Annotated in this window: 19 protein-coding genes, 1 tRNA gene and 1 pseudogene; 15 read left to right on the top strand and 6 right to left on the bottom strand. The window is 40.3% G+C overall.

Features of this window, described 5'->3' with window-relative positions:
- Window positions 1-205: 205 nt before the first annotated feature.
- The 6 genes from EOO50_RS08715 to EOO50_RS08740 all read left to right on the top strand — a co-directional run bounded on the left by EOO50_RS08715 (window position 206) and on the right by EOO50_RS08740 (window position 7,765).
- Window positions 206-3,532, top strand: coding sequence for an alkaline phosphatase PhoX (locus tag EOO50_RS08715; protein ID WP_290839298.1), 3,327 nt, complete (start codon window positions 206-208; stop codon window positions 3,530-3,532).
- Window positions 3,533-3,601: 69 nt separating this feature from the next.
- Window positions 3,602-4,516 carry a leucine-rich repeat domain-containing protein gene (locus EOO50_RS08720; RefSeq protein ID WP_290839299.1) on the top strand — a complete coding sequence of 305 codons (915 nt, stop codon included), beginning with the start codon at window positions 3,602-3,604 and terminating at the stop codon, window positions 4,514-4,516.
- A gap of 9 nt (window positions 4,517-4,525) precedes the next feature.
- Window positions 4,526-6,379, top strand: coding sequence for a cytochrome c peroxidase (locus EOO50_RS08725; protein ID WP_290839300.1), 1,854 nt, complete (start codon window positions 4,526-4,528; stop codon window positions 6,377-6,379).
- A gap of 121 nt (window positions 6,380-6,500) precedes the next feature.
- Window positions 6,501-6,800: a hypothetical protein gene (locus tag EOO50_RS08730; protein ID WP_290839301.1), complete on the top strand. Its 300-nt coding sequence runs from the start codon at window positions 6,501-6,503 to the stop codon at window positions 6,798-6,800.
- Between the two features lie 36 nt (window positions 6,801-6,836).
- The gene (locus EOO50_RS08735) at window positions 6,837-7,190 is read left to right on the top strand and encodes a nuclear transport factor 2 family protein (RefSeq protein ID WP_290839302.1); all 354 of its coding nucleotides are present in this window, start codon (window positions 6,837-6,839) and stop codon (window positions 7,188-7,190) included.
- A 53-nt stretch (window positions 7,191-7,243) separates the two neighbouring features.
- Window positions 7,244-7,765 (top strand): hypothetical protein, encoded by a 522-nt coding sequence (locus EOO50_RS08740; RefSeq protein WP_290839303.1) that lies wholly within the window; start codon window positions 7,244-7,246, stop codon window positions 7,763-7,765.
- Window positions 7,766-7,800: 35 nt separating this feature from the next.
- Here the strand turns inward: EOO50_RS08740 and EOO50_RS08745 are convergent, their stop codons facing one another.
- A complete protein-coding gene (locus EOO50_RS08745; protein WP_290839304.1) occupies window positions 7,801-8,091 on the bottom strand; it encodes a hypothetical protein in 291 nt (96 codons plus the stop codon).
- A 547-nt stretch (window positions 8,092-8,638) separates the two neighbouring features.
- Here EOO50_RS08745 and EOO50_RS08750 point away from each other — a divergent pair.
- On the top strand, window positions 8,639-9,949 hold the full coding sequence (locus EOO50_RS08750; RefSeq protein ID WP_290839305.1) for a phage integrase SAM-like domain-containing protein: 1,311 nt from the start codon (window positions 8,639-8,641) through the stop codon (window positions 9,947-9,949).
- A gap of 405 nt (window positions 9,950-10,354) precedes the next feature.
- Here the strand turns inward: EOO50_RS08750 and EOO50_RS08755 are convergent, their stop codons facing one another.
- Window positions 10,355-15,142 carry a DUF3883 domain-containing protein gene (locus EOO50_RS08755; protein ID WP_290839306.1) on the bottom strand — a complete coding sequence of 1,596 codons (4,788 nt, stop codon included), beginning with the start codon at window positions 15,140-15,142 and terminating at the stop codon, window positions 10,355-10,357.
- A gap of 130 nt (window positions 15,143-15,272) precedes the next feature.
- Window positions 15,273-15,617, bottom strand: coding sequence for a hypothetical protein (locus EOO50_RS08760; protein WP_290839307.1), 345 nt, complete (start codon window positions 15,615-15,617; stop codon window positions 15,273-15,275).
- Window positions 15,618-15,889: 272 nt separating this feature from the next.
- Between EOO50_RS08760 and EOO50_RS08765 the strand changes: the two genes are divergently transcribed.
- Entirely contained in the window at window positions 15,890-16,600 is a 711-nt protein-coding gene (locus tag EOO50_RS08765; protein ID WP_290839308.1) for a DUF4145 domain-containing protein, read from the top strand.
- A 153-nt stretch (window positions 16,601-16,753) separates the two neighbouring features.
- Here EOO50_RS08765 and EOO50_RS08770 read toward each other — a convergent pair whose 3' ends face one another.
- Both EOO50_RS08770 and EOO50_RS08775 read right to left on the bottom strand, forming a co-directional pair.
- Window positions 16,754-17,650, bottom strand: coding sequence for a hypothetical protein (locus tag EOO50_RS08770; protein ID WP_290839310.1), 897 nt, complete (start codon window positions 17,648-17,650; stop codon window positions 16,754-16,756).
- Window positions 17,651-17,671: 21 nt separating this feature from the next.
- Window positions 17,672-18,016: a hypothetical protein gene (locus EOO50_RS08775; protein ID WP_290839312.1), complete on the bottom strand. Its 345-nt coding sequence runs from the start codon at window positions 18,014-18,016 to the stop codon at window positions 17,672-17,674.
- A 374-nt stretch (window positions 18,017-18,390) separates the two neighbouring features.
- Here EOO50_RS08775 and EOO50_RS08780 point away from each other — a divergent pair, with 374 nt between their 5' ends.
- The 3 genes from EOO50_RS08780 to EOO50_RS08790 are packed head-to-tail and all read left to right on the top strand — an operon-like array spanning window position 18,391 to window position 21,898.
- Complete coding sequence (locus tag EOO50_RS08780; protein WP_290839314.1) at window positions 18,391-19,539, top strand: type I restriction enzyme HsdR N-terminal domain-containing protein; 1,149 nt, start codon at window positions 18,391-18,393, stop codon at window positions 19,537-19,539.
- Entirely contained in the window at window positions 19,491-20,414 is a 924-nt protein-coding gene (locus EOO50_RS08785; protein ID WP_290839316.1) for an N-6 DNA methylase, read from the top strand. Before EOO50_RS08780 ends, EOO50_RS08785 begins: the two co-directional genes overlap by 49 nt.
- Window positions 20,408-21,898 (top strand): restriction endonuclease subunit S, encoded by a 1,491-nt coding sequence (locus EOO50_RS08790; protein ID WP_290839318.1) that lies wholly within the window; start codon window positions 20,408-20,410, stop codon window positions 21,896-21,898. The genes EOO50_RS08785 and EOO50_RS08790 overlap by 7 nt, the downstream gene beginning before the upstream one ends.
- Window positions 21,899-22,074: 176 nt before the next feature.
- Here EOO50_RS08790 and EOO50_RS08795 read toward each other — a convergent pair.
- A tRNA-Leu gene (locus EOO50_RS08795) sits at window positions 22,075-22,156 on the bottom strand.
- Between the two features lie 131 nt (window positions 22,157-22,287).
- Here EOO50_RS08795 and EOO50_RS08800 point away from each other — a divergent pair.
- The 4 genes and pseudogenes from EOO50_RS08800 to EOO50_RS08815 form a co-directional block, all read left to right on the top strand.
- Window positions 22,288-23,676 (top strand): dipeptidase, encoded by a 1,389-nt coding sequence (locus EOO50_RS08800; protein WP_290839320.1) that lies wholly within the window; start codon window positions 22,288-22,290, stop codon window positions 23,674-23,676.
- A gap of 465 nt (window positions 23,677-24,141) precedes the next feature.
- Window positions 24,142-24,558, top strand: a complete 417-nt coding sequence (locus EOO50_RS08805; protein ID WP_290839323.1) for a hypothetical protein — start codon at window positions 24,142-24,144, stop codon at window positions 24,556-24,558.
- 14 nt (window positions 24,559-24,572) lie between these two features.
- Window positions 24,573-24,944 (top strand): BlaI/MecI/CopY family transcriptional regulator, encoded by a 372-nt coding sequence (locus EOO50_RS08810; RefSeq protein WP_290839325.1) that lies wholly within the window; start codon window positions 24,573-24,575, stop codon window positions 24,942-24,944.
- Window positions 24,941-25,463: pseudogene (locus EOO50_RS08815) on the top strand (hypothetical protein); the annotation flags it as partial. The gene EOO50_RS08810 and the pseudogene EOO50_RS08815, both read left to right, overlap by 4 nt.

Here is a 25,463-nt window from a genome sequence, read left to right on the forward strand (position 1 = left end):
GGTCAATATTTCAAAAACGTCACGCGATCGTCGGCTAACGTAACCTAAAAGTTATCGATCGCGAAACGGTCCTATTTCACAGCGATTTACAGGCTTAACAACTTCGTAAAAACAGACCGCATCCTTAAAAATCTCATAACTCCGATTCCTTGAGCGCGCCCTGATGCCATTGTAGCTTTGCAGAAAACAACCAATAATTTCTGCAATGAACAAAAAAGTACTTCTGTTAGGGACGGCATTTTCGATTTTGGCAGCTTATGGTTACGCCAGGGAAAACTTCGGTTTCAGCGTGCCATCGGCCATTGAAAATGCGCAAACTGTTTCGGCTTCGGAACAAACAAAAAAAACGGCAGCGACTGCTACGACAGTTGATTTCGACCCGATCGTAACCAACATTTTCAACGCTGGAAGCGCGTGGAAATTCAACGACCAAGGGCAAGATCTGGGCACTGCCTGGAAAGACACGAACTTTGACGACGCGAACTGGGCGAGCGGAAACGCACCGCTTGGTTATGGCGATTCGGGCATGGCGACGACTTTATCGTTCGGGCCGAGTTCGTCCAACAAGTATCCGACGTACTATTTCAGGAAAACCTTTAACGTAGCCGACGCGAGCGCTTTCGACGAACTCAAATTCTCGGTGCAACGCGATGACGGCGTCGTGGTTTACGTGAACGGCGTCGAGGCTTTCCGTTCGAATATGGCGGCGGGAACGATCGCTTATAGCATGTTTTCGGCTGAAACTATCGATGGAGCGGCCGAAACGGCTTGGAACGATTTCGTCACGTCGAATCTTTTGGTGGACGGCGACAACGTGATCGCTATCGAATTGCACCAACGCAGCGCCGGAAGTTCTGACACTCGCCTCGATTTCAAATTGGACGGCATTTCAGAGGTCGATCCGATTCTTTTCGCAGCGGGTTCGAACTGGAGCTACAACGACTTGGGCCAGGATTTGGCAACCGCTTGGAGCGCGTCCGATTATGACGATACGAACTGGCAAACCGGAAATGCACCGCTTGGCTACGGCGATTCGGGCATGGCGACGACATTGTCATTCGGTCCGAGTTCATCGAGCAAATATCCGACGTACTATTTTAGAAAGACGATTTCAGTTCCGGCTGCCGATGTGTTCGACCAATTGAAATTCAATGTCCAGCGCGACGACGGAGTGATCATCTATGTAAACGGAGCCGAGGTTTTACGCTCGAACATGCCTGCGGGAACTGTAGGTTACAATACTTTTTCGGCCGAAACGATCGACGGTGGCGCCGAAACCGCATGGAACGAATATATCGTACCGAACACTTTGGTTGACGGAGAAAACGTGATCGCGATCGAACTGCACCAACGCAGCGCCGGAAGTTCGGATACGCGTTTGGACGTGAGCCTCGAAGGTCTTGCCGGGTCGGACGAAGAACCGCAGCAATATGTCGTGACGGATTATCCGATCGCAAAAGATTCACAGTGGAAATATTCGGACGCAGGAACAAGTTTCGACGGACAAGCATGGTATTCAGCCTCGAACGACGTAACGGCCTGGAGCCATAATTTCGCACCGCTCGGTTACGGAGATCCGGTGAACACGATCATTTCATTCGGTCCGGACGCTTCGAACAAATTCCCAACGACGTATTTCGTAAAAGACATCAACGTTGACTTGGCCGACGTTTCAGACATGATGGAACTCGGCGTGCGTCGCGATGACGGTGTCGTTATTTACGTAAACGGTGTCGAGGCCGTGCGCTCGAATCTGCCTGCGGGAACGGTCAATTATTCGACTTTGGCCCTGACGAATGTTGCCAACATCGACGAGAATATTTACCAGACGTATTTGGTCCCGAAAACGGCTTTGCAACAAGGCGTGAACAGGATCGCGGTCGAGCTTCACAACGACGCGGTAACGAGTTCGGACATGCGTTTTGATTTGTACTTGAAGAACTATGAAGACCTTTCGATCGATTGTAACGACAACCACATCAGCTGTTTTACGTCGATCCAGCCAACGGGACAAACGCCTGTATTGATCTATCCGCAGGAACACCAATTCCAACTATTGTTCAAGGAAGGCGACGCGTACATGTCGAGCACCGAAGCGAACATCGCAACAGTTCCTGGACTTCACGATTACACGGCTTACGTCGGGATCGCCAACAGCAGTGCGAACGGTTATCTGTCGGTGAACCACGAGAATACTCCGGGCGGCGTGTCGATCATCGATCTTCACCTGAATCCATCGACGCTTTTGTGGGAAAAAACTGATTCTCGTGCCGTGGACTTCTACAATCCCGTTTTGGTCTCCACGACGCGTAACTGTTCCGGAGGCGTTACTCTTTGGGGAACTGTGGTTACGGCCGAAGAATCTACGAACGCCGGTGACAACAACTCCGATGGTTATCAAGACGTGGGCTGGCTGGTCGAAATCGATCCGGTTACCGCAAAAGTGCGCGACTACGGTCAAGGTCAGGAAAAACTTTGGGCAATGGGCCGCATGAACCATGAAAACGTGGTGATCAGCAATGACGGAACGACCGCTTACTACGGCGAAGACGGCGGAACGAACTGCGTCTACAAATATGTAATGGATACGCCCGGAGATTTGCGCAACGGAACGGTTTACGTGCTTAAACTCAACCTCGCGCTCTCAGGACAGGATCCGAGCAGCAGCACAGGTGTTTGGGTCGAAGTCCCGAACGATACGCAAGCCGATAGAAATTCAATGAGCGCGGTTGCAGTCGCAGTCGGTGGAACAAGTTTCAACGGTGTCGAAGACGTCGAAATCAACCCTGTAAACGGAAAAATCTTTTTCACGGCGAAAGGCTTTGACCGCGTGTACGATTTTATCGACAATGGAACTACGGTTTCGGAATTCGAGACTTTCGTCGGTGGAAAATCGTACGACATCGAAACAGGAACGGCAACATTCACCGAACCTTGGGGCGACGGAAACGACAACCTTACCTTCGACGACCGCGGTAACCTTTGGGTTTGCCAGGACGGCGGACTCAACTACATCTGGATGATCACGCCTGACCACAACCAAAGCCAGCCACGCGTGAAACTTTGGGGATCGATGCCTGCAGGTTCGGAGCCGACAGGACTTACGTTCACGCCTGACTATAAATACGGTTTCTTCTCGATCCAACATCCGAACGGATCGAACGCGGCCCAGATGGATGCAACGGATACCGAAGTCACGATCAACGCATCGGCTTCGCTCGTATTCTCAAACGAAAACAATATCGGATTGGCAGTCGAGGATGTCGTCGGCGCCAAAAACACGAGCCGCGTCTATCCAAACCCGACGGGCGGAGTGCTTTTCGTGGAATTGGCAAGCGCTCCGGCCGGAAAAGTTTCGGTTGAAGTCGTCGACCTGACCGGAAAAACAGTTTATTCGGCCAAAGATGTCAACGTTCAGGACGCACAACGCATCGAACTCGACCTCACGCCTTATATCGAAAGGGCTTCCATGTATATCCTGAAAGTGAAAGCCGACGGAAAACAAGAATCTTTCAAGGTCATCACAAAATAAAAAATCTATAAAATAATCCAGAAAATGGGGGAATTCGTTCCCCCTGCTTCTGTTTTACAACTTTGGCAAATGAGAACTTTTTTTATGTTGGGTTCGCTGTTTCTTGGAACGATCTGTTTTTCGCAAGTTCATTATCCGTCGCCCGACGCGGGAAAAATGTACACGTCGGTATCGCAGGCGATTTCTGAAAACCCGAACGCAAAGCAACTCAACCTGCGCGACACCCAAACGTTTTTCATCCCGACCGACATCAGTGCGCTCACCGAATTGCGTTTTGTGAACCTCATGAACAATTTCGTCGAATACTGGGAACCGTCGTTGTTCAAGCTCGAAAAACTCGAGGTGCTCGACTTCCGGTTCAACGCGTTGAAATACATTCCGGCTCAGATTTCAAGTTATAAGAAACTGACGCGGCTCGATCTTGCGAACAACTACCTGAATTCGATCCCGTCAGAAATCGGCGAATTGAAACGCCTGCAGGAACTTCACCTTTCAGCCAATCAACTTACGGTCTTGCCCGACGAAATCGCCAACTGCAAAAAACTTCGCGTGATCGATCTGGAATACAACCAGCTTCATACGTTGCCCGACGGATTTTTCAAGCTCAAAAAACTGCATTCGGCGAATCTCGGCTACAATCAATTTTACGAGGTGAACGGCCCGTGGAAAAACATGAAAGCGATGGAAACGTTGAACATGGAATTCAACCGATTGCAATCGATTCCAACCGAGATACTCGAAATGCCGAACCTAAAATCGCTAACGCTGAACCACAATTCGATCAAGGAAATTCCGCAAGCCGTTTTTTCGATGAAAAATCTCGAATTGCTGGTCGTGTCACAGAACCAAATCGAACGTCTTCCGGCAAAAATCCCGAACGATTCGAGCATCAAAACATTGATCTTATCAGGAAATCCCATTTCAAAATCTGAAATCGCGCGCGTCCGAAAAGCCTTGCCGAACTGCCGCATAATCGCCGACTAACCTATCGCCATGAAAAAAGACATCATCCTTTTAATTTTATTTATCTCAGGAATCATCGCGCTGTGGTTCAGTGGAAGTTCGTTTTCATCGGACGCCGACTACAGTCCCGTGAATACGTTTTTGTCAACTTCTAATTCCGACTTGATGGAATCGGTTAAAAAACTCGACGAGGCCGCACATGCGTTCCATAAGAATCCCGCATCGGGCGAAGACGTCAAGAAAGCAATTGCGCAAACTCGCCTCGACTACAAAAAAGTCGAATTTTACCTCGCTTTCTATTACCCCGAATTCACGACAGGATATCTCAATGGCGCGCCATTGCTGCAACCCGAAGCCGAAGGAAACGTGATGAACATCAAGGAACCCGAAGGTTTGCAAGTGCTCGATGAAATGGCCGGCATGGACGACGCCGAACTCAAAGCGGAACGCAGCAAACTCGTAGTCCTGACGCAAAAACTCGTCGTGAGTTACGGCATGCTTTTCAACGGTCTACAAAAACGCAATTACGCGCAATTCGCCGAAATCGATGCGATGCGCCTACAACTCATACGGATTTTCTCGCTGGGCGTAAGCGGTTTCGACACGCCCGGAACGCTCAATGGAATCGCGGAATCGGCGGTTTCGCTTGAAGGCATGCGAACGTTCTTCAAACTGCAGTCGGGACAATCTTTTTACGCCGATATCGACAGCCGTTTTGAAGCCGCGATCGATTATTTGAACGCGAATCCCGATTTCAATTCGTTCGACCGGTTGGCTTTCTTCAAGCAGCATATCGACCCGTTGTACAAGGCGCTCGGAAAAACGGGACTGGCGCGAAATCCGGATGTCGACCTCGAAAAATTCTCGTCCTGGAATCCGCGCAGCGAATCGATTTTCGATGCCGATTTCCTGAATCCGTACTTCTTCACCGAACTCACAAAAATTGAAAACAACGCCGCACTCGAAACGCTCGGAAAAAAGTTATTTTACGATAAGAATCTTAGTTCCGACGGAAAAATGAATTGCGCAAGTTGCCACAATCCGCAATTGGCGTTCACCGATGGGAAGCCGAAATCCGAGAGCAACGTTTCAGGGAAAACTGTTTTGCGCAATTCTCCGACGCTGCTGAATTCAGTGTACGCCGACCGGTATTTCTACGATTTGCGCGCCTTCGGGCTCGAACAACAGGCCGAACACGTGTTGTTCAACAAAGAGGAATTCAACACGCATTATCAAAATATCCTCGATAAACTGAATTCGGACGTATCGTATTCGGAACTCAGCAAAAAAGCACTCAAGAAAAACAAGACCGATCGCGATGTCGTGATCAAGGCGCTTTCGTCGTATGTATTGTCGCTGCAATCGCACAACAGCGCATTCGACCGGTTCGCGAGAGGCGAAACAAGCCAGATTCCCGACGACGTTTATAAAGGTTTCAATTTGTTCATGGGAAAGGCGAATTGTGCGACATGTCATTTCGTGCCGACGTTTTCAGGGCTCGTTCCACCTTTGTACAACGAGAACGAAAGCGAGGTTTTGGGCTTGCAGCAACATCCGAAAACAAAACTCGCCGATACTGACTTGGGCCGAATCAACAACAAGACAGCGGTCGAGAAAAACGCATGGATCTTCAACCAATCGTTCAAGACCGTTACGGTCCGCAACAGCGGCTTGACGGCGCCTTATTTCCACAACGGCGCGTATTCGACACTCGAAGAAGTCATGGATTTCTACAACAAAGGCGGCGGTTTGGGACTTGGTTTGCCCGTGAGCAACCAGACACTTTCAGGCGATGCGCTTGATTTGTCGGAAAACGAAGTAAAACAGGTGATCGCGTTTTTGAACGCTTTGAGCGACAACCCGTACGCCGAGCAAAAAAATTAACGTTTTCGGCGTAAAACGCGTAAAACTCGTGTTCCGGATTCTAAAATCTTAAGAAACTTTACATGAAATCTGCATCACCAAAATGGTGAGCGTGTTTATTTTTACGTCAAACGTATTTGCCATGCCACTTTTTTGTTTTTACATCCTCAGCAACGCGTCGCGCACTTTCCTGTTGGTTGGCGCGACCGAAAATCTCAACCGACAATTTACGGATCACGAAATCCTGGCCTGTTCTTTCTCAAAAGAAATCCAGCCCGCGCACTTGATTTACTTTGAGAATTACACGACGCTCAAGTCGGCGCGATCGAGGGCAGAACAAGTGAAAACGTGGTGCGATTGCAAGAAATGGCGACTGATCATGCAGGCCAATCCGTTACTCAACGAACTTTTACATCTCGATGCCGAAACATCGGCCGCTTAACCGCGAATTGTTTATTTTTAGACAAATTTAAAATCCATGTCAGTAGAACAAACAGCCATTCGTTGGATGGACGCCTTCAACGCAAAAAACCTCGACCGATTACTCGACCTTTATGATGACGACGCGCAACATTACAGCCCGAAGTTAAAAATCCGCCAACCGGAAACCAATGGTTTGGTGAAAGGAAAAGACGCGATGCGCGCTTGGTGGCAAGATGCTTTTCACCGACTGCCGACCTTGTTCTACAAAGTGACATCGCTTACCGCAAACGAGCATCAGGTTTTCATGGAATACGTGCGCGAACTCGAAGGCGAAGACGATTTGCTGGTCGCGGAAGTGCTTGAAGTCTTGGATGGAAAAATCGTTTCGTCCCGCGTTTATCACGGATAACGATTTTAGTTTGAGTGGATTTTTCGTTTTTCGGGTTGTAAAAAAATTACAATATGAGAAAACTACTGTTGATTTTTTCGCTGTTTTGGGCACTTTCGGGTTTCGCGCAGCATGCCGATTTTAACACTGACGGTCGTACGCTCATCGCCATAAAACAAAAAGATGTTTTAGTCTGGAAAACCGATACGTTAAAGCTCAAGGCATTTTTGACGAATATTCATTTCCCAAAAAAGGAAATTGATTTCGACAGGATTGCGATCAAATCCAAGAGCACGATCGGAGAGAAAAAAGAAACCTTTTGGTATTTGGAGCTTTCAAAAAAGTCGGCGAACAAAGTGATTCTGCGTTGGGTTGAGAAACTTGGAAATGAATTTTATCTCGAGGAAATCCCGGGCTCCGATGGTTATTTCGTGCTGACATCGGCAATGATTTCAGGCAAAGATTGCGAACCGAACGTATACGTTATCGACGGAAAACGCATTTGGATGTTTGGAACCGACCCGAGATGCTTCGCTCCGGGATATAAGTCGCCTTGTGAAATCTCAAAGGGTTTGAATACCGACGGTTATCGGTAACCATAAAAAAACCCGCTTCTCAGCAGGTCTTTGTGTTATGAAAGGAAAATATCGATTCCCTTTTTTCTTGTTCGGATTTTCTCGATCTGACGTTTGTAGAACGCCCAGGTTATGATTTCAAGAGCCGCTTCCTCGCTGACTTCGTGAGCCGTCTGAAAGTGGAAGTTCAGTAGCAGTGCATTTTTGTCGGCGTCTGAGACAGTGGTCGGTGCGCCGCAGTAATCGACGTTCGGATTGTCGAGTTGCTCAAAAACAAATTCACGTAATTCCTTATCATTTGGGATTTTGCTCCCGTTGCATTTCAAAATCAGATTTTGCGCTTTCATCGTGTTTGTATTTTTGGCTAAAATAATCCCGCGACGAGGTTTTCACCTTACATATTAAGATACGGACGTTGTACGATTTGAAATCGGTGATCTGGAATTTGTTGCGTTAAGGATAGCAGCGGCAGCCCGTGAGTCAAAGCTGCTGTTTGCCACGGCGCCGGCCGGCGACCAAAGGAAGCCGCGCGGGCGCCGATGGGAAACGCGGCTTTGGCTTGCGGCTACAGCGGATAGCCTGGCGGCGCTTGGTCGTGATTGTTGCCGTTGATAGTTTCGCCGCAACGCCAAACTCGAAACTTCTAAAAATAAAAAAAGCTCCTCGTTATGAGAAGCTTTGTGCGGATAATAGGAGCGCAACCCTAATTTAAAGACATTTCAAAGAATTAACCCATCACCAACAAAATCAATACACACCCTATGTTTAAAAGCCTTTTGCAACATTATCAAATTTCAATAAATTTCATTAGGTTAACGTTTAATAGGGGAATATTAGGGGAAACTGCTAGGGGATTTTTTTTAAATATCGTACCTTTGGGAAAAGATATTAAGTATGGCAACCGCACGATACCGACTGAAAGCTCAAAGTGGATGGACAACGATTTATCTTCGATTTAAAGAGGGAAAAAAGTTTGATGCTGAATATTCTATCGGCATTAGAATTCCTGCTGAAAGATGGAGTGATACAAAGCAACAAGTTTTACCTACACATGAAGTTGCCTTCAAAGAAATAAATCAGCGCCTAAAAGAACTAGATACATATATTAACGGTCAATGCAGTATCTCAGTTTTAGCGGGAAACACTATTGATTCTAAATGGGTAAAAGAAAAAATTAATATTTTCCTTAATCGCGAAACGAATAGCGAGGATGTAGATAAATTGATTTTTTTCTCCAATTACGTTGAAAGCTTTATTAAAAGTGCCCACACGAAAAAGACTAAAAAGAATACTACCCTAAAACCGAGGACTATACAGCACTACCAAACTTCTTTGAATAAGATTTTATCATTTGAAAACTTTTCGGGTAGGCGTTTAAAAATCTCAGACATAAACCTGAAATTTCATAGTGCTTTTATTGACTACTTGGAAAATGAAGAGCGTTTGAACCCCAACACCATTGGTGGTTATATTGATGACATAAAAATGTTTTGCAGCGTTGGCGACAAAAAAGGAATTGGGTTTCCAAATGACTATAAGCTTTCGGATTTTTACAGTCCGTCCAACAAAACCAATGACATTTATCTTACCGAGGAAGAGATTAATAAAATTTACGAATGCAACTTTGAGCAGGACTATTTAAATAATGCTAAGGATTGGTTTGTTATCGGGTTAAGAACTGGCTTTAGAGTTTCCGACTTTCTAAAGCTATCAAAAAACAATATCAAGGACGGGTTTATTGAAAAAGTCACTGTAAAAACAGAATATCCAGTTATACTCCCCATTCATGACCAAGTTCAAAGCATTCTTGATAAAAGAGACGGGGAATTTCCCAGGCAAATTAGTGACCAAAAGTTTAATACCTATATCAAGGAAATTGCAAGGAAAGCAGGTCTGACACAAATTGTTGATGGTGCAAAATTAATTCCCCTTGAAACGTCTAATACATCAAAAACAGTTGTTCACCGCAAGTCGCATGGAAAATTTCCAAAATATGAGTTAGTCACCTCGCACATTTGCCGCAGGTCGCTTGCAACAAATCTTTATGGCAAAGTTGATACTCTCACACTTATGAAGCTAACTGGGCATTCGACCGAAGCTCAGTTTTTAAACTATATTAAAATTACGCCGCGAGAGTATGCTGAAAGATTAAGAGCTTACTGGAATAGTCAGCAAATCTTGAAAAAAAATACTGAAAATTCTTAGATTTTTTACGACCCCAGAACCCTTTAGTGCATTTTTAAATTTAGCAACAGGGGGGCGAGGTAAAAATAATGCCTTATCCAGCAGTCATACGGAACGACCTTTTGAATGTATACGAGGAGCCAAAAATATAAATAATAGTATAATAAGATATACGCCTATGTTGGCAGAAAGAATCAATCTCAATTTAAAGGCGAAATTACGGCCTATAGGGGTAGGTAGAAATACTCCTACACGCAATTTTGCATACCAGTTTAATTATAAATTTTATAATATATTAGAGAAGAACGTGTTCATGTTAAGGCAAAAATTTAAAAAAATGTTTGATAATATTGCTTCAGAGTCGACACTTTATTTTTAGGACTCTATCCAATTCGAACTAATATTTTCGTAATATGTTTTTAAAATTTATTGCTCCCACTTAAATTTAATTATAAAATTATCATTGTACACTTTAAGTTTTTCGTTCGAAAATAATGACTCATCCTTTTTAAATTTGAAGGGAGACTTAATGTGTCTTAGTGTGGGTTCGTTGCTTAGCGGACTTTCAATAATAAGCAAATCATATCGTTCAGGAAATTCCATTGCTTTTTTTATTTCATCCTTACTCATATAGATTCCACTATTAATATTTGAAGTTCCTTTTACTTCAATAAACCTCACTTTCCCTTTATCATTTAATTCCATATCGTATCCCATTCCAGCCTCTCGTGTAATAAATTTCTCGGGGTAAGCTCGATTGGCATTTTCGGATACCCAGTTGACGTTTTTCTCCCCGTATTTATTTGTAAGTTTGTGATAGCAGATTAATTCTGCAATAAAACCGATTTGTTCCTCATTTTTTGTATCGAAGCGTAATTTGCGGCCTTTACTTCTCTTCCCAGGTCTATTGTCGTTACTTTGCTCTTCCGCCGCGACAGTCTTACTAACGTTCAATTTGATTTTCGCAAAATTTAAATCCGCAAGGACTTTTTTTGCCAAGAATTCGAAATCGTCGTACTCAATAGTTTCCCCTCGAAATTTTACCTGGCTAGTCGAGCTATTACCCGAGGAATTGATTTCGGAATTAAAAATGCCTATACGTCTAAGGAGTTCCACTGACTCTCCAAATAACAATAACGCCTGAAAACTTTTCAACTCTCTAAGTCTTTCGGGGATTATAATATTTTGCTCCTTAAGTACCCTGATTGTTTCACCTATCTTTTCTTCGATAGAAAACACCTCGTCATTTGACTGACAATTAATTGAAAACAAATTGAAAATGAGGCCTTTGAAATATAATTCAAAATCTAATACAAATGGTTCACTAACATTATACTTTAAACTATTGTAATCGTCTATTGAATCAAAATACTGTTCTTTTTCATTAATATCTTGATTCTCTAATTTTCTATAAAGCTCGAAAGAGAAAATGTTTCTATTTAGAATCTTTAAGTCCTCGAATTTGCTTTTAAAAAAAGGTAATAGATCTAATCCGGAGTAGTGTCGTACGAATATTTTGTAATCAATTTTAAACTTCGTAAATAGATTATATATAAGTTCTTGAGATGACAATTCCTCCAATTGATTAAATACATCATTTGATTCAATTTGTTCAATACAAGAAACATCAACTTTTGATAGATTTTTGAGAAAGATATTGAGGTCATGTTCGGTGCCAATATCTTTAATTTTCTTAGATTTTAGCGACATAGAAAATGCACGCCAAAAGGATAGTCTAGCATCGTCCACAATGTTTAATTGATTTTTCGCAGCTTGAATGTCAGTGTTATCATCCATTTGCGTGTAACTTAATAATCTAGCCTCTCGTCTTATTTCAGATTTAGAATAAAGGTCATGTATGAAATCTGTGTATTCCTCCGTTTCGAGGACAGTAGAAAAAATTTCGGCAATAGATTGACAAAACTGGTTAGACTCCCGCAGTTCGTGGTGTGAGACGACAGAATCAGGCACAGAAATATAAAACAAATTTCTCTTTTGCGTTATATACTCAAATTTTTCTAGCTCGAAATTAGTTGCGATGTTGTCATGTTTGAAAGAAGTTTCAATATCATTTGCGAGAATAATTTTTATTCTTTTAAGTCTATTAGCAATTTCATGATTTGTATCCTTATACATCCGTAAAACATATATTAGTCCCTTAAACCTTTCTATTTCATTCTGAAAATTATCGTTTAAAATACTTTTTTTAGGTTCGCCAGCTATAATGAAGAAAATATCTTTGAGCCTCTTAACTCCGAAAAGTTTTTCAATTTTCTGCGCTCCCTGTTTACTATCAATCATTGCTAGCGGGAACAATTTCAAAACGTTGTTGCCGTAAGATTTCGTCGGAATGTAATAACTGTTGGAAACAGGAAAGTATTCCATCTTTTTCCCTTTTTGACAAAACATCGAACCATTTTTCACGAAGTCGGTATAAGTTGGGTGATGAACGTCTATTCTGTTTTCATTAAAATTACTAATTATCTCACGATAAATTTTCCTAGCAGCCTTTCCGTTTACATCTGATTTCGGGAGTGACATCAGCATCGTATAGAGTGATGATATTGAAAACGAGCTTATTTCTCGATGAACACCAACTAATAGTAAATAATTTTGAATTACATCCTCTGGCACGTCTAACTTATCTGCTATTTTAGTTAAATCAAGTTTCGGTTTTTCGACGAAAGGACTAAACTCATCGGTGATTGTTTTTGACAAGCAACAGGTGTCAGGTATTGATTTTTTTGAAGACGAAATTACGGGCAACCATGGCGTAGTAGCAAACAGCCATTTTGTAAATGACCTCATGTTCGATTTCGAAATGAACCTATAGTTAGTTTTGCCTATAATATCCACATACATCGTCGTATCTGAAAGTATTTCACAATTCCCTTCAAGGGTCTTTTTAAGATTATCGTCTGCCCTTATCCATGCAAAAATTAACTCCGGCTTTGACTTGGCGAGTATCTTTCTAATATCATCAAAATAGCCTACTTTGATTTTAGTTATTCCCCTTAGTACGCCATTCAAATGGTTAAAATCATCGTAAAGCTCCCCATGTTCAAGTCGCTTTCTATAATCATAATTTCTTAGGGCATGTTCCTTAAAATCATTAAATTCAGAAGTTTTCCGTTCAAGTTCTAAAATTTGATAACGAGGGATTTCTACAACTCCAAGCCAATGAAAATACTTTCGAAGAATTTCAATATTTTCGTTTTCTAATTCCAACAGAAGTGGGGAAGCTAATATCTTAGTCTTATCATAACTATACAATTGCTCAATCAAATTATTACCATAATCAATCCCGAAATATACTTCGGAACATAGTTTGACTTTACCGCTGATGGATAACACAGGAGTATGTATCGCTTCTGACAACGGTGACAAATTGGCATACTTAACTTCTCGTTTAAACAGTTTGAATAAGTAAGCGTGAAGTTCCGTTACTTTTTTTACGCTTAAATGTCCGTTTGCATAGTAATAACTAATGAGGGTTTCCGTAATTTCTTGAAATGAGTATTCTTTCACTTGGAAAAATTCCAGTTTTTCGATGATAATATCGATATCATCTTCATCGAATCTTTTTAGAAGTTCATCCACAAGTTCAGAATCCAAAAACCTTATATTCAAAAATCTTGGAAGCTTAAACCCTCTTTCGTCAAGAGGCTGGATAAATATATTAGCCTTCCATGGTATAGGATTACCGTCATCGTCTTTTAAAAACGGTTGCGTCGACGATTTATCAAATCCGCTGTCTGAAAATTGCTCTACAAAGTATGGGTAGTTTAATAAATGAAATAAAAGATGAGAATACTTTTCATTGTCAAATTGTCTAAGCCGGTTTGATATTATTGAAATAAATGAATCCAGATTATAATGAAAGTAGCCCACCTTGTTTAAAAATTCCAATAGTTTTAAGTTGTCAGTGTGTGGCATTAATGACTTAACGTCATCACCCTCCAATATTTTGGCTACGGGATAGTTATAATAAACAGGCCTGTCTTTGTGTCTGAGGTAGCTACCATTAACACTTGGAAAAATTGCCGATAACTTAATTTTATCTAATACAATGTCTTCAAAACCAAAGCTAAGCAAAACAGTATCGACTTTTCCGTAGTCAATGTTTAATAACGATAGAGGTAGATAATTTGAGATTGGATTTTTTTTCGCTATTTCTAATGAGCTTTCAACGAGCAAATCTGCAAGTTGCTTTGTTAAAAATTTATTGTGCCCCTCAGTATCGTTAGTCAGTTGATTTCTATCCGGGGTTAATTCAAATGTGCCATGTAACAACGCCGGAAAGGGAAAACGTGCTTGGGTTTTGAAGTAACTAAAGACTACATTTTCACTATCATTTAATTGGTCATTCCATGCAATAGATAATTCATAGTTTTTATTTTTATGAATCCCGCGCTTACTTTTTATATTCCAAGTTTTCTCTTCAAATAAGTCATTTAACCGGTCAAAACTCGTTACTAAAACTTCGGTTTCTTCCTTATTTAGATATTTCTTTTCAAACTGAATTTTCCTTTTCGGACTTATAATTTCTAAAATTTCTATGTGGTTTAAGAAAATAAGAGTCTCTTTATTTATTACAGAAAATATTTGCTCCTGGACATCATCGAAAATGTTGTCCTTTAGTTTAACTGAAATGGTGGTATCAAACTTATTTCTGACAATTTGCTTAGAAAGTAATTTCGGAACTCTTAAAGTCGCTATTGGGAAATCACTTTTACTATGAGTTTTTAAAAAAGTGTCAACACTTTCAGACTTTTCTCGAAGAGCCAATAAAAAATGTTGGGCAATTTCCTCCGAAAATCCAAGTTTGATTCCCCCACTATCGATAATTACTTCATCAGACCAACTTAATATTGAACGGAAACCTAAGCCCTTGTGGCCTATTTTATTTTGCAACAAAGCCTTTTGACTCAGGTTACTGTAGATAATTGACCTGTAGCCATCTTCATTAAATGGCTCTCCATTATTTGAAATGTTAAGATAATTATTGTCTAAGGATATTACTACCTTTTTTACTTGAGCGTTTTCGCAGGCGTCGTCCGCATTTTGAATCATTTCCAACAATTGTCGTCCGTTGTAAGATTCAATATTCTGCTGTTCAATATTGTAATGCTCTACCAAATACGCCGGAGAAGAGATATAGTCTCGTTCTCTTTTTTCTAGCTCCTCATTAATAAATTCGTAAAGTGTGTTCAAAAATAAAGTTATGTGACAGTTAAAGATAGTAGCGAATAGCCGTTATCATTGCAATGTAATAATTCTAATACAAATGAATTACGTTTAATTTCCTGTGCTAATCTTGGAACTATAAATTAAATGAATACTTTTAAAGCGATTCGTCAACCGATGGCTTCGAGCAAAGCTTACCTTTCACTTTCTTATTCCACATTTGATTCGGGTTCATAAGTCCAAAAATAGTTTCACTCATGACCTTTCCTTCGTTACTAATTTTTAAAAGAACCATATTCTTAGTAAGATCACGGGCAATTAACGAATGTACGATTCGATGGGGCTTTACCTTATAGAGTTGCAAAAAACTAACATATTGGATTTCGAATTTCTTGGCGAAAGCCTTTATAAATTCATGTGAATCAAATCTGTTGTTGGGCAAGCTAGTAATTACGTCATTTACTCCTCGCAAATTTTCGTTCATAAATTGATTAATTCTCATAGTAAGGTTTTAATGTTATATATATATAATACGATTAAAATATTTAACTGCAGAAACGAACAGAAATCATGTCAAAATTTTTACAGGTACTTTTTTCAAGTTCTTTTATTTTGCGATGAGCAAAACTTATGTTCGTATTACACTTTAATGACTACCGCTCCTGCAAACCTTAGATTGAATAGACGTTAAAAAAGCCATTACAGAAAAAAATGTTACAATGTCGTTAGCTTTCCAATAAACAATACTTTTAGCAGAAACTTAATTCAAATTGAATGGAGCCAAAAAAAATTGAAAAAGATAGCTTTTGTAGAAAGTGCAAAGGCGCCACCGACCAAGAAGTATTACATCAAACGTACGAGCATTTAATTGAGGACGATGGTTATTATGAGAATAACTATTACCAAGTAATTCAATGTAAAGGATGCAAAACAATTAGTTTTAGAAAAGTTTATAACGATGTTGCAACGCTTTCGCATTGGGACGATGGGGACGAACCATTTTCATTGGAACTATTTCCAAATTCGAGCATACATCATTTGCCTATAACTTCTTTTTCTCACACTCCGTTAAATATCAGAAACATTTATAAAGAAACGATTGAAGCATATAATAATAATCAGTTAATCCTTGCGAGCGGGGGCTTAAGAGCGATTATTGAAGGAATTTGCGTTGATAAGAAAATTGAAGGGATAGCGATAATTGATAAAGCGGGGGCAAAAAAAATGGTGCGATGCTTACAAGGAAAAATCGAAGGCCTAGCACAACAAGGGTATCTAACTAAAGGGAATGCTGAAATTTTGCACGAGTTAAGATTTATCGGAAATGAAGCACTCCATGAGCTCGCCGCACCACCTAGATTAGAATTGAAGCTTGCTATAAAAATTGTTGAGCATACGATTGAGACACTTTACGAATTAGAGTACAAAGGAAAAAGTCTCAAGCAAAATATTGCTGAACGAAAAACAAAGCCCAAGAACCCTTAAATTTTAATATTAGTAAAAAGATTACCTAAATAGATTTAAAGTCTGGCTAACAGCTTAAAAAATGCCGCTAAAAAGATTTTGGAACATTGTCAAGTCTTAAATGTCATAAGTATTGTATCTGACAAATCCTCCCTTAATTAAACATTAATGAATTTAAGATGCTATAAGCAGGGAAAATTTCGAGACGATTTTATCTCGAAGGATATTTTTCGTAGTGTCCATCTTAAGATTGCTAATTAGTTTAATAGCAGATGCCCTCCTGTTATCACGAACTTTATCCGTAACATTCTGTTCTATTAAATCGTTCCAGTATTTAATATTCGTAAATTGCATCAGTCGATTTCTTTGTTCAATTGACCCAACGTTTCCAATCCCGCTATCTACAATCATCAGGTCTTCAAATTTATCCAGAAAAAAATCAAACAAATTTTCCAAATTCTCTTTTTTAGTTAAATCGTTGATTGACACGATTCCTAACTTATCTAATTGCCGTGACCGTAAAAATTTAATCTCAATTCTCAAAATGTTTTCATTTGGTTTTTTAAAGTTTGTTTTTTTGTAGATTTTCCATTTGTAATCGGTTCTTCTAAATTCCTTATAATATTCGCCTGTATCGAACCTATCCCTCTCCTCATGGTCTCGGAAATTGTACATCAAAACTCTATATTTAACAAAATCGTTAGGGTCTTCATCAATTTTAATGTTAAAGCCAAACTCTAAATTTGTCAGTGTAGTTCCGCCTTCCAAATGAAAAAATCGATTCAAAAGTTTGGTAGCACTGACGAGCTTTGAATAACCAAAATCATCATAATTCTGGTCTTCGCCTAAAATCACATTATTGTAAAATTTATGAACGCTTCCGCTAATTATTGCGCCTTGCTCAGTTATCTTGTACTCCAAACTGTTTAGATTTCCACCTTTAGGGTATTCTAACACATTACCCGTAAAAAAGTCTGTTTTTCCACCAGCCATTGGCAAAACACCGTCGAGCATAATGTCGTTTTCAAACTTTTCTATGTCTGCTATCTTCATTCTAATTCCGTCAATCATGATGTTACAAATTGGGTAAGATTAAGCAACATCCTTATCGAGATTAGAATCGTCTAAGCCAATCACATCGGATTTTAAATAAAACACCTTTCGTCCTCTTTTCACGTGCACCTTTAAAATGTTATTATTGTTCCAGTGAAATAAAGTGGTATATGAAACTCGCAAAAAGTCCTTAACGTCCTGCCGTGTCATTAACACGTTTATATCCGCAACTTGATTGACAGGATTTTGCTTATGTAATTCTTTTGCGACTGCCGTTCTTATAATTTCAGAAAGCTCTTCAATGGAGATTTCGATTAATTTAAATGTTGATTCACGCATAACTTTAGTTTTTAAAAATTTGACAAGCTCCCCTATTTCAGTCATAAACTCTATGACCGACTATCAATGTTTCGATAATCAGGGGATATTAAAAACTGCTTTTGTGATGCATCTTCAAAGCATGAAAACCAATCGTATTTTGATTTCCTTTTACAGAGGTAGGACATTTTCCAGAAACTAAAAATAGATGAAATAAAACTATATCAACTTTTAAAAGTGCGTTGATTTTCAATTAGTTATCAGAAATTAATTTTTTGTTATTTTCGAAATAGCCTAGATTCTGTAATCCAAAACCTACGAAACCAGGTTGTAGTTTTTTCATTCTATTACCTTATCTTGCAGCCATATTAAAAAATTAGCTAGCATCTAATCTATTTTATTATAAGCATACTAATTGGCTCAATAAACTTACTATTACAGTGGTAGAAACTAAAGTTATCATTTCAATTCCCGAAGGAAAACTTCGTGACTATATCGACGGCACGATTCGCGTTGATACACCAGAAGAATATGTTCGGCAAACCGTTGAAAAACGATTAATAAACGAGCATAAATACCTTAAAGAACAAATTAAAATTGAACGGTTGGTACAAATGGGTTCGGGTAAGAAAAGAGCCGACATTGTAATATTCCCTAAAGGTAGTTCTGACGAGGTGATGAAAGACCAAGATAACATTTGGCTTGTAATCGAATGTAAAAAAGAATCTGTAAAACCAAGCGACAAAAAAGACGGGGTTGCTCAAATGCGTTCTTATATGGCGGCTTGCAGCAATTGTGAGTGGGGAATGTGGACAAATGGTATGCACAAAGAAGTTTGGAGAAAAATAAAAACCGAGGAAGGCAAGTATCTCTTTGAAGAATTTAATGACATTCCATCCGCTGAAGGAACTACTGACGAACACGAAAGACCTAATCGTAATACACTCATAAAGGCGTATGAAGACAATTTACTTTTTACGTTCAAGACGTGCCACAATATAATTTATGTTAACGAAGGACTGCAAAAACAACCTGCATTCTTTGAGTTTCTAAAAATTATTTTTTGCAAAATTCATGATGAACGTAATTTACTTGAACCGATAGAATTTTACACCACATCAAAAGAAAGGAATTACAAGGACGGTCAAGCCAGCGTTTATAAAAGAATTTCTAAGATTTTTGAAGACGTAAAAACACGCCACGGGCAAATTTTTGATAAAAATGACGAGATAAAGCTCACTCCAAGAACGGTAACTTATTTAGTAGCTGAACTTCAGAAATATGCGCTCCTAACTACAAATATTGATATAAAGGGTAAAGCTTATGAGGAGATAGTTGGAGCTAATTTAAGAGGCGATAGAGGAGAATTTTTCACGCCGAGAAATGTGATGAAAATGGCTGTTGACATGATAAATCCTAGAGCCAATGAAAAGGTTTTGGATAGTAGTTGTGGCACGGGTGGCTTCGTTGTAACGGCGATGACTTCCGTAATTGACGCTCTCAGAAAAAAAATGGAGATTGAATACGGGAAAGAAGCAGAATGGAATCCAGATGTAAAAAAATCTTTTTACGACAAATTTCTGAAATAGCCGCAGAAAATTATTACGGATTTGATATTAATCCCGATTTGGTAAAAGCTACCAAAATGAACATGGTAATGAACAATGATGGCAGCGGAAATATTCTTCAACTTAATTCTCTGCTCCCGCCCCAAGAGTGGGAAGAGGACACGAAAAAGAAACTTGCTAAAGCATTAAATATCTCCCCAAATGATATTCGCAATCACAAAAGTTTAGGTTATTTTGATATTATCGTCACTAACCCTCCATTTGGTTCAAAAATCCCCATAAAAGACCAACAAATACTTGAGCAATTTGACTTAGGATATATTTGGAATAAAGACAAGACTGCGAATTGGTTTAAGACAGACCGACTTCAATCAAGTGTTCCTCCTGAACAACTATTTATAGAAAGAATAATCCAACTTTTAAAAGAGGGCGGAAGGACTGCAATTGTTTTACCTGATTCAATTTTAGGTGCTCCAGGTCTTGAATACATACGCCATTGGTTGATAAAAAACACTAAAATTGTAGCTAGTGTAGACTTACATGCCGATGCTTTCCAACCACGAAATGGCACGCAATGTTCTATTTTGTTTCTTCAAAAGAAAACGAAGAGTGAAATCTCGGAAGAAGAGAAGTCGAGAGAAATTATCGACTATGATATATTTATGACTATGATTGACCATATTGGGCACGATAAAAGGGGAGGCAAAATTTTTAAGCGCGATGAAAAAGGCAATATCGTAATGATTGAGGTGGAGGAAGTTGTAAGAGAAAAGGATGCCGATGGAAATCTAATTGCCCGTAAAGAAGTGACACAAGAAAAAATTGTGAACGACCAAACTATTCACGTTGCGGAGGTTTTCAAAAAGTGGAAAACTAAACAAGGCATTTCATGGTAAACAACAATCTAGCATTTAAACTTCAAGATGTTGAGGAAGAAGTCGATTACAGCTTTCTTCCCGAACCACCTAAATATACGTCCGTTTCACTTGCAGAAGTTTTTAATAACAAGTTACGATTAGAAGCAAGTGCATTTAGCATAGAATCTAAAGTTGCAAAAGATAAAGTAATGAATAATCGGAATGGATTCGTCTACGCCTGGTCGAAAGACGGATTTATCCAAGATTGTTTCTATGGTGGTCGCGCAAAAAGAAATTATGTAAGCCGAAACACAGACGGTGCAGTTGGTTTTATAGGTAGTTCAGAAATGCTATTTGTGAACCCACGACCGATAAAGTTTTTGTCTTCAAATGTAATTAACGTTGAGCAATTTAAAGTTAAGGAGGGTACAATATTAATTTCCCGTTCGGGGACAATTGGCAACGTTACATTTGTAAATAAAACTTTGGCAAAAAGTTTAATCAGCGAGCACGCAATCAGGATAATCGCGAAAAATAATGCAGGTTATATGTATGCGTATTTTCAGACTGAAACAGGAAAAACCATTGTAAAGAGCAATACATTTGGAGCGGTTGTTGACCAAATTGAGCCTCAACATTTTGAAAAAATCGTTATTCCTAACTCACCTGAACCAATTAAAAAAGAAATTCATAATCTCGTGGTCGAATCCTATAATCTTAGAGACCAATCCAATGAGTTAATTGATAAAGCTGAGCAAATTCTTTACGATGAGCTTCAACTTAAACCAATTGAAGAATTACAAACCAAATGCTTTGACAATTCTGTTGAGCTTCGAAATTATTCCACTAAGCTAAGTAATTTACGGTTTAGGATGGAAGCATCATTTCATGTTCCCTCAACCAGTGCTATATTAACCGCCATAAAGGCAAATGCGAAAGAAGTAACAACTTTAGGAGATAAACGAATCGCTTCAAATATAATACTGCCAGGGCGATTTAAGAGGGTTTACGTTGAAAAGCATAATGGCATACCTTTTTTTGGAGGGAAGCAGCTATTAGAGTTAAATCCAAGCAACATCAAATATTTGTCGCTTGACCAACATTTAAAACGTATTGGCGAACAGCTCTTTCTAAAAGAAAATATGGTGGCTGTTACATGTAGCGGCACAATTGGGAAAGTTAACATAATCCCAAAACATTGGGAAAACTGGACGTTAAATCAACATGTTATGCGAATCGTTCCCGCAAACCTTGACATTGCAGGATATATATATTGTTGGTTGAATACAGAGTTTGGATACAGGCTAATTACCCGCCATACATACGGCTCTGTAGTTGACGAGATTGACGATAGACACTTGTCACAAGTCGAAATTCCATTATTAAAAAACCACGAAAAGCAAAAAGAGATAAATAACCTTGTCCTAAAAGCTAACGAATTACGTTATGTTGCGCATTTAAAAGAACAAGAAGCTATTGAAAAAATGGAGAAAATTTTACTTCAAGTAAAAACTACATTTTAGAATGACTACAGAATAGTTGGTTGGGTTATCTAAAAGTACTGCAAAGAATCATTAACTTTCAGTAGATTCAATAGGATTAAAATGCATTAACTTTACGAAAAAGGGGAATCTTAGGGGAATAATTCAAAAAAAAATCTCCAAAATCTTTATTTACAAGACTTTAGAGACTTTTGAAGTGCGGATAATAGGACTCGAACCTACACACCTTGCGGCACCAGATCCTAAGTCTGGCGTGTCTACCAATTTCACCATATCCGCGGTAGAAATCAAATTGCTATTGCAATTGTGGGTGCAAATATAAGCATTCATCACAATTTCCAAATCATTTTTGCGCAAATTTTGATTTATTTCTTTTTCTTACTTTTGATACATAACCAATAATTTCCTTCATGGACGACATAAAACCTTATGTGCAACAGCACAAGGATCGCTTTATCAGCGAATTAGTTGACATCTTAAAGATTCCGTCGGTATCAGCTGACAGCGCGTATTCGCAGGACGTAATTGACATGAGCGAGGCCGTCAAAAAGAGTTTGGAAGCCGCCGGATGCGACAAAGTCGAGATTTGCGACACGCCGGGTTACCCGATCGTATATGGCGAAAAGACGATCGACCCGAATTTACCGACCGTTTTAGTATACGGACATTACGACGTGCAACCGCCCGACCCGATGGATTTGTGGACGTCGCCACCGTTCGAACCCGTCATCAAAAAAACTGAAATCCATCCTGAAGGTGCGATTTTCGCGCGCGGCGCCTGCGACGATAAAGGCCAAATGTACATGCACGTGAAGGCGCTCGAATACATGGTGCGCAACAACAATCTGCCGTGCAACGTGAAATTCATGATCGAAGGCGAAGAAGAAGTCGGGTCTAAAAGCCTGGGCTGGTTCGTCGAAAACAATCAGGAGAAATTAAAGTGCGACGTGATCTTGATCTCAGACACGGGAATGATCTCGAACCAACAACCGTCAATTACGACCGGATTGCGCGGATTGAGTTACGTCGAAGTTGAAGTTACCGGCCCAAATAGAGATTTGCATTCCGGTTTGTACGGAGGCGCGGTCGCCAACCCGATCAACATTCTCGCGAAAATGATCGCTTCATTACACGACGAAAACAACCACATCACGATTCCGGGATTTTACGACAAGGTCGAAGAATTGTCGCGCGAGGAAAGAGATGAAATGGCAAAAGCGCCGTTCTCTCTCGACAATTACAAGAAAGCGCTCGACATCGAAGATATTTATGGAGAGAAAGATTATGTAACGAACGAGCGCAATTCCATCCGTCCGACTTTGGATGTAAACGGAATTTGGGGCGGTTACACAGGCGAAGGCGCGAAAACCGTCATCGCGAGCAAAGCGTTCGCGAAAATCTCGATGCGACTCGTTCCGAACCAGGATTGGGAAGAAATTACGGAATTGTTCACGAAACATTTTACGTTGATCGCCCCGAAAAGCGTCAAGGTGAAAGTCACGCCGCATCACGGCGGACAAGGTTATGTTACGCCGACGGATTCCATCGGGTATCAAGCCGCGGCAAAAGCGTATGAGGAAAGCTTCGGCGTGAAACCGATTCCGGTGCGCTCGGGTGGTTCGATCCCGATTGTGGCGTTGTTTGAAAAGGAACTCAAAAGCAAGACGATTATGATGGGATTCGGGTTGGACAGCGATGCGATCCATTCGCCGAATGAGCATTTCGGGATTTTCAATTACTTGAAGGGAATTGAGACGATTCCGTTGTTTTACAAGTACTTTGTGGAATTATCGAGATAGTTTTTTTTGCGACGAAGGCACGAAGACACGAAGTTTTTAAGTTACTAGAATCCGCTTTGCAGCGGATTTTTTTTGAACCATTAAGATAGTTAAGAGAATTAAGGGTTTGCGGTTCAGCTGTACGGGCGGTTTTTTGGTGAGAATTTTTAAACCATTAAGTTCATTAAGCGTTTTGATTCTTAATGGTTTTAATGATCTTAATGGTTTATTTTTTTTGGCGTTGCGCCGGCTGGAACTTATCGGTAATCTTAAAACCTGTCAAGCCGTCGCCGGGCTGTCCGCTATATCTTTTGTTTCGTGCCTCACAAAAGGATGCCGCTCCCAGCCCTAACGCGAGCATCTCCGAAAATACAATTCCCAAAACTCCGTGCCTTCGTGCCTTCGTGGCAAAAAATAAAAATGTAAAAACCTCCACAATAAAAATTGATAACTCTACGTTTGTAGAAATACAACTATATTTGTAGAATGAAAATAATAGCAACCTTTTTCATCGCTTTAGCCTTCCTTTCGTGTTCGAACCGGTTTTCCAACGGCAAACGCCAAGGTTTCTGGAAAGAACGCGACACCGTAAACGGAATCGTCTACATCGCCAAAGGTCGCTACAATAAAAACTACCAAACCGGAACCTGGATTTACATAGCCGAAAATAAACGCTACAAAAAAGAGAAATACCAAGGCACTGTTTGCCACACGTTCATTTACGGAGAAGACGAGAAACTAAAGCGCGAAGGTTACACGCGCCTCGACACCACCGCAACTTTAATTCACTGGTATTACTCGGGCGATTGGACAACCTTCGATTCGATCGGGAAACCCATTTGGATCGACACGTATTACAAAGGCGAAATCGTCGGGGAAAAAGATCTAACGGATAAAAAATAACAATACAAATAAAAATGAATCTAACGAACGCCGAAGAACAACTCATGCAACATCTCTGGAAGCTCAAAAAAGCGTTCATGAAAGATTTGCTCGATGCGTTCCCTGAACCGAAACCCGCAACAACGACGGTCGCGACGTTGCTCAAACGCATGATCGACAAGAAATTCGTCGCGTACAATGAGTTCGGAAACTCGCGTGAATATTATCCGCTGGTCAAGAAGAACGACTATTTCTCGAAACACGTAAATGGATTGATTCAAAATTTCTTTGGCAATTCCGCGTCCCAATTCGCTTCCTTTTTCACGACCGAGACCAATTTGTCTGAAAATGAACTCAAGGAACTGCGCTCGATCATAGACGAACAAATCAAAAAGAAACAGCAATGATTGATTTCCTGGTCACTTCGATAACCTGCCAGATCGTGCTTTTCGCGTTGTATAAATTGCTGCTCGAACAGACGAAAATGCACCGATTCAATAGGTTCTATTTACTGTTCGCGTTGGTGTTTTCGATTGTCGTTCCGTTTGTGACGATTGAAATTGAAACCGAAAATATCGCATCGGCCGCGCCTCAGGTTTTTGAAATGTTGCCGGTTTCGATCAATGCGACGTCGGTTCAAACAGCATCGGAGTTCGATTTATGGCCGATGGTTTTCATTGTAGTTTATACAACCGGATTTTTAGTTTTCGGTTTCCGATTCGTGAAAAACCTGATCCAACTCAAATCGAAAATTACCAAAAACGAACACGTAAATCGCGATCAAGCGACGTTCGTCCTCCAAAAGACGCCGACGCTTCCGCACACATTCCTGAATTATATTTTCGTAAACGCCGACGATTTCAAAATCGGTCTCGAATCGGAACTTTTCACGCACGAGATCACGCACGCTCGCCAAAAACACTCAC

It is taken from the genome of Flavobacterium sp., assembly GCF_004211145.1.
Taxonomy (GTDB): domain Bacteria; phylum Bacteroidota; class Bacteroidia; order Flavobacteriales; family Flavobacteriaceae; genus Flavobacterium.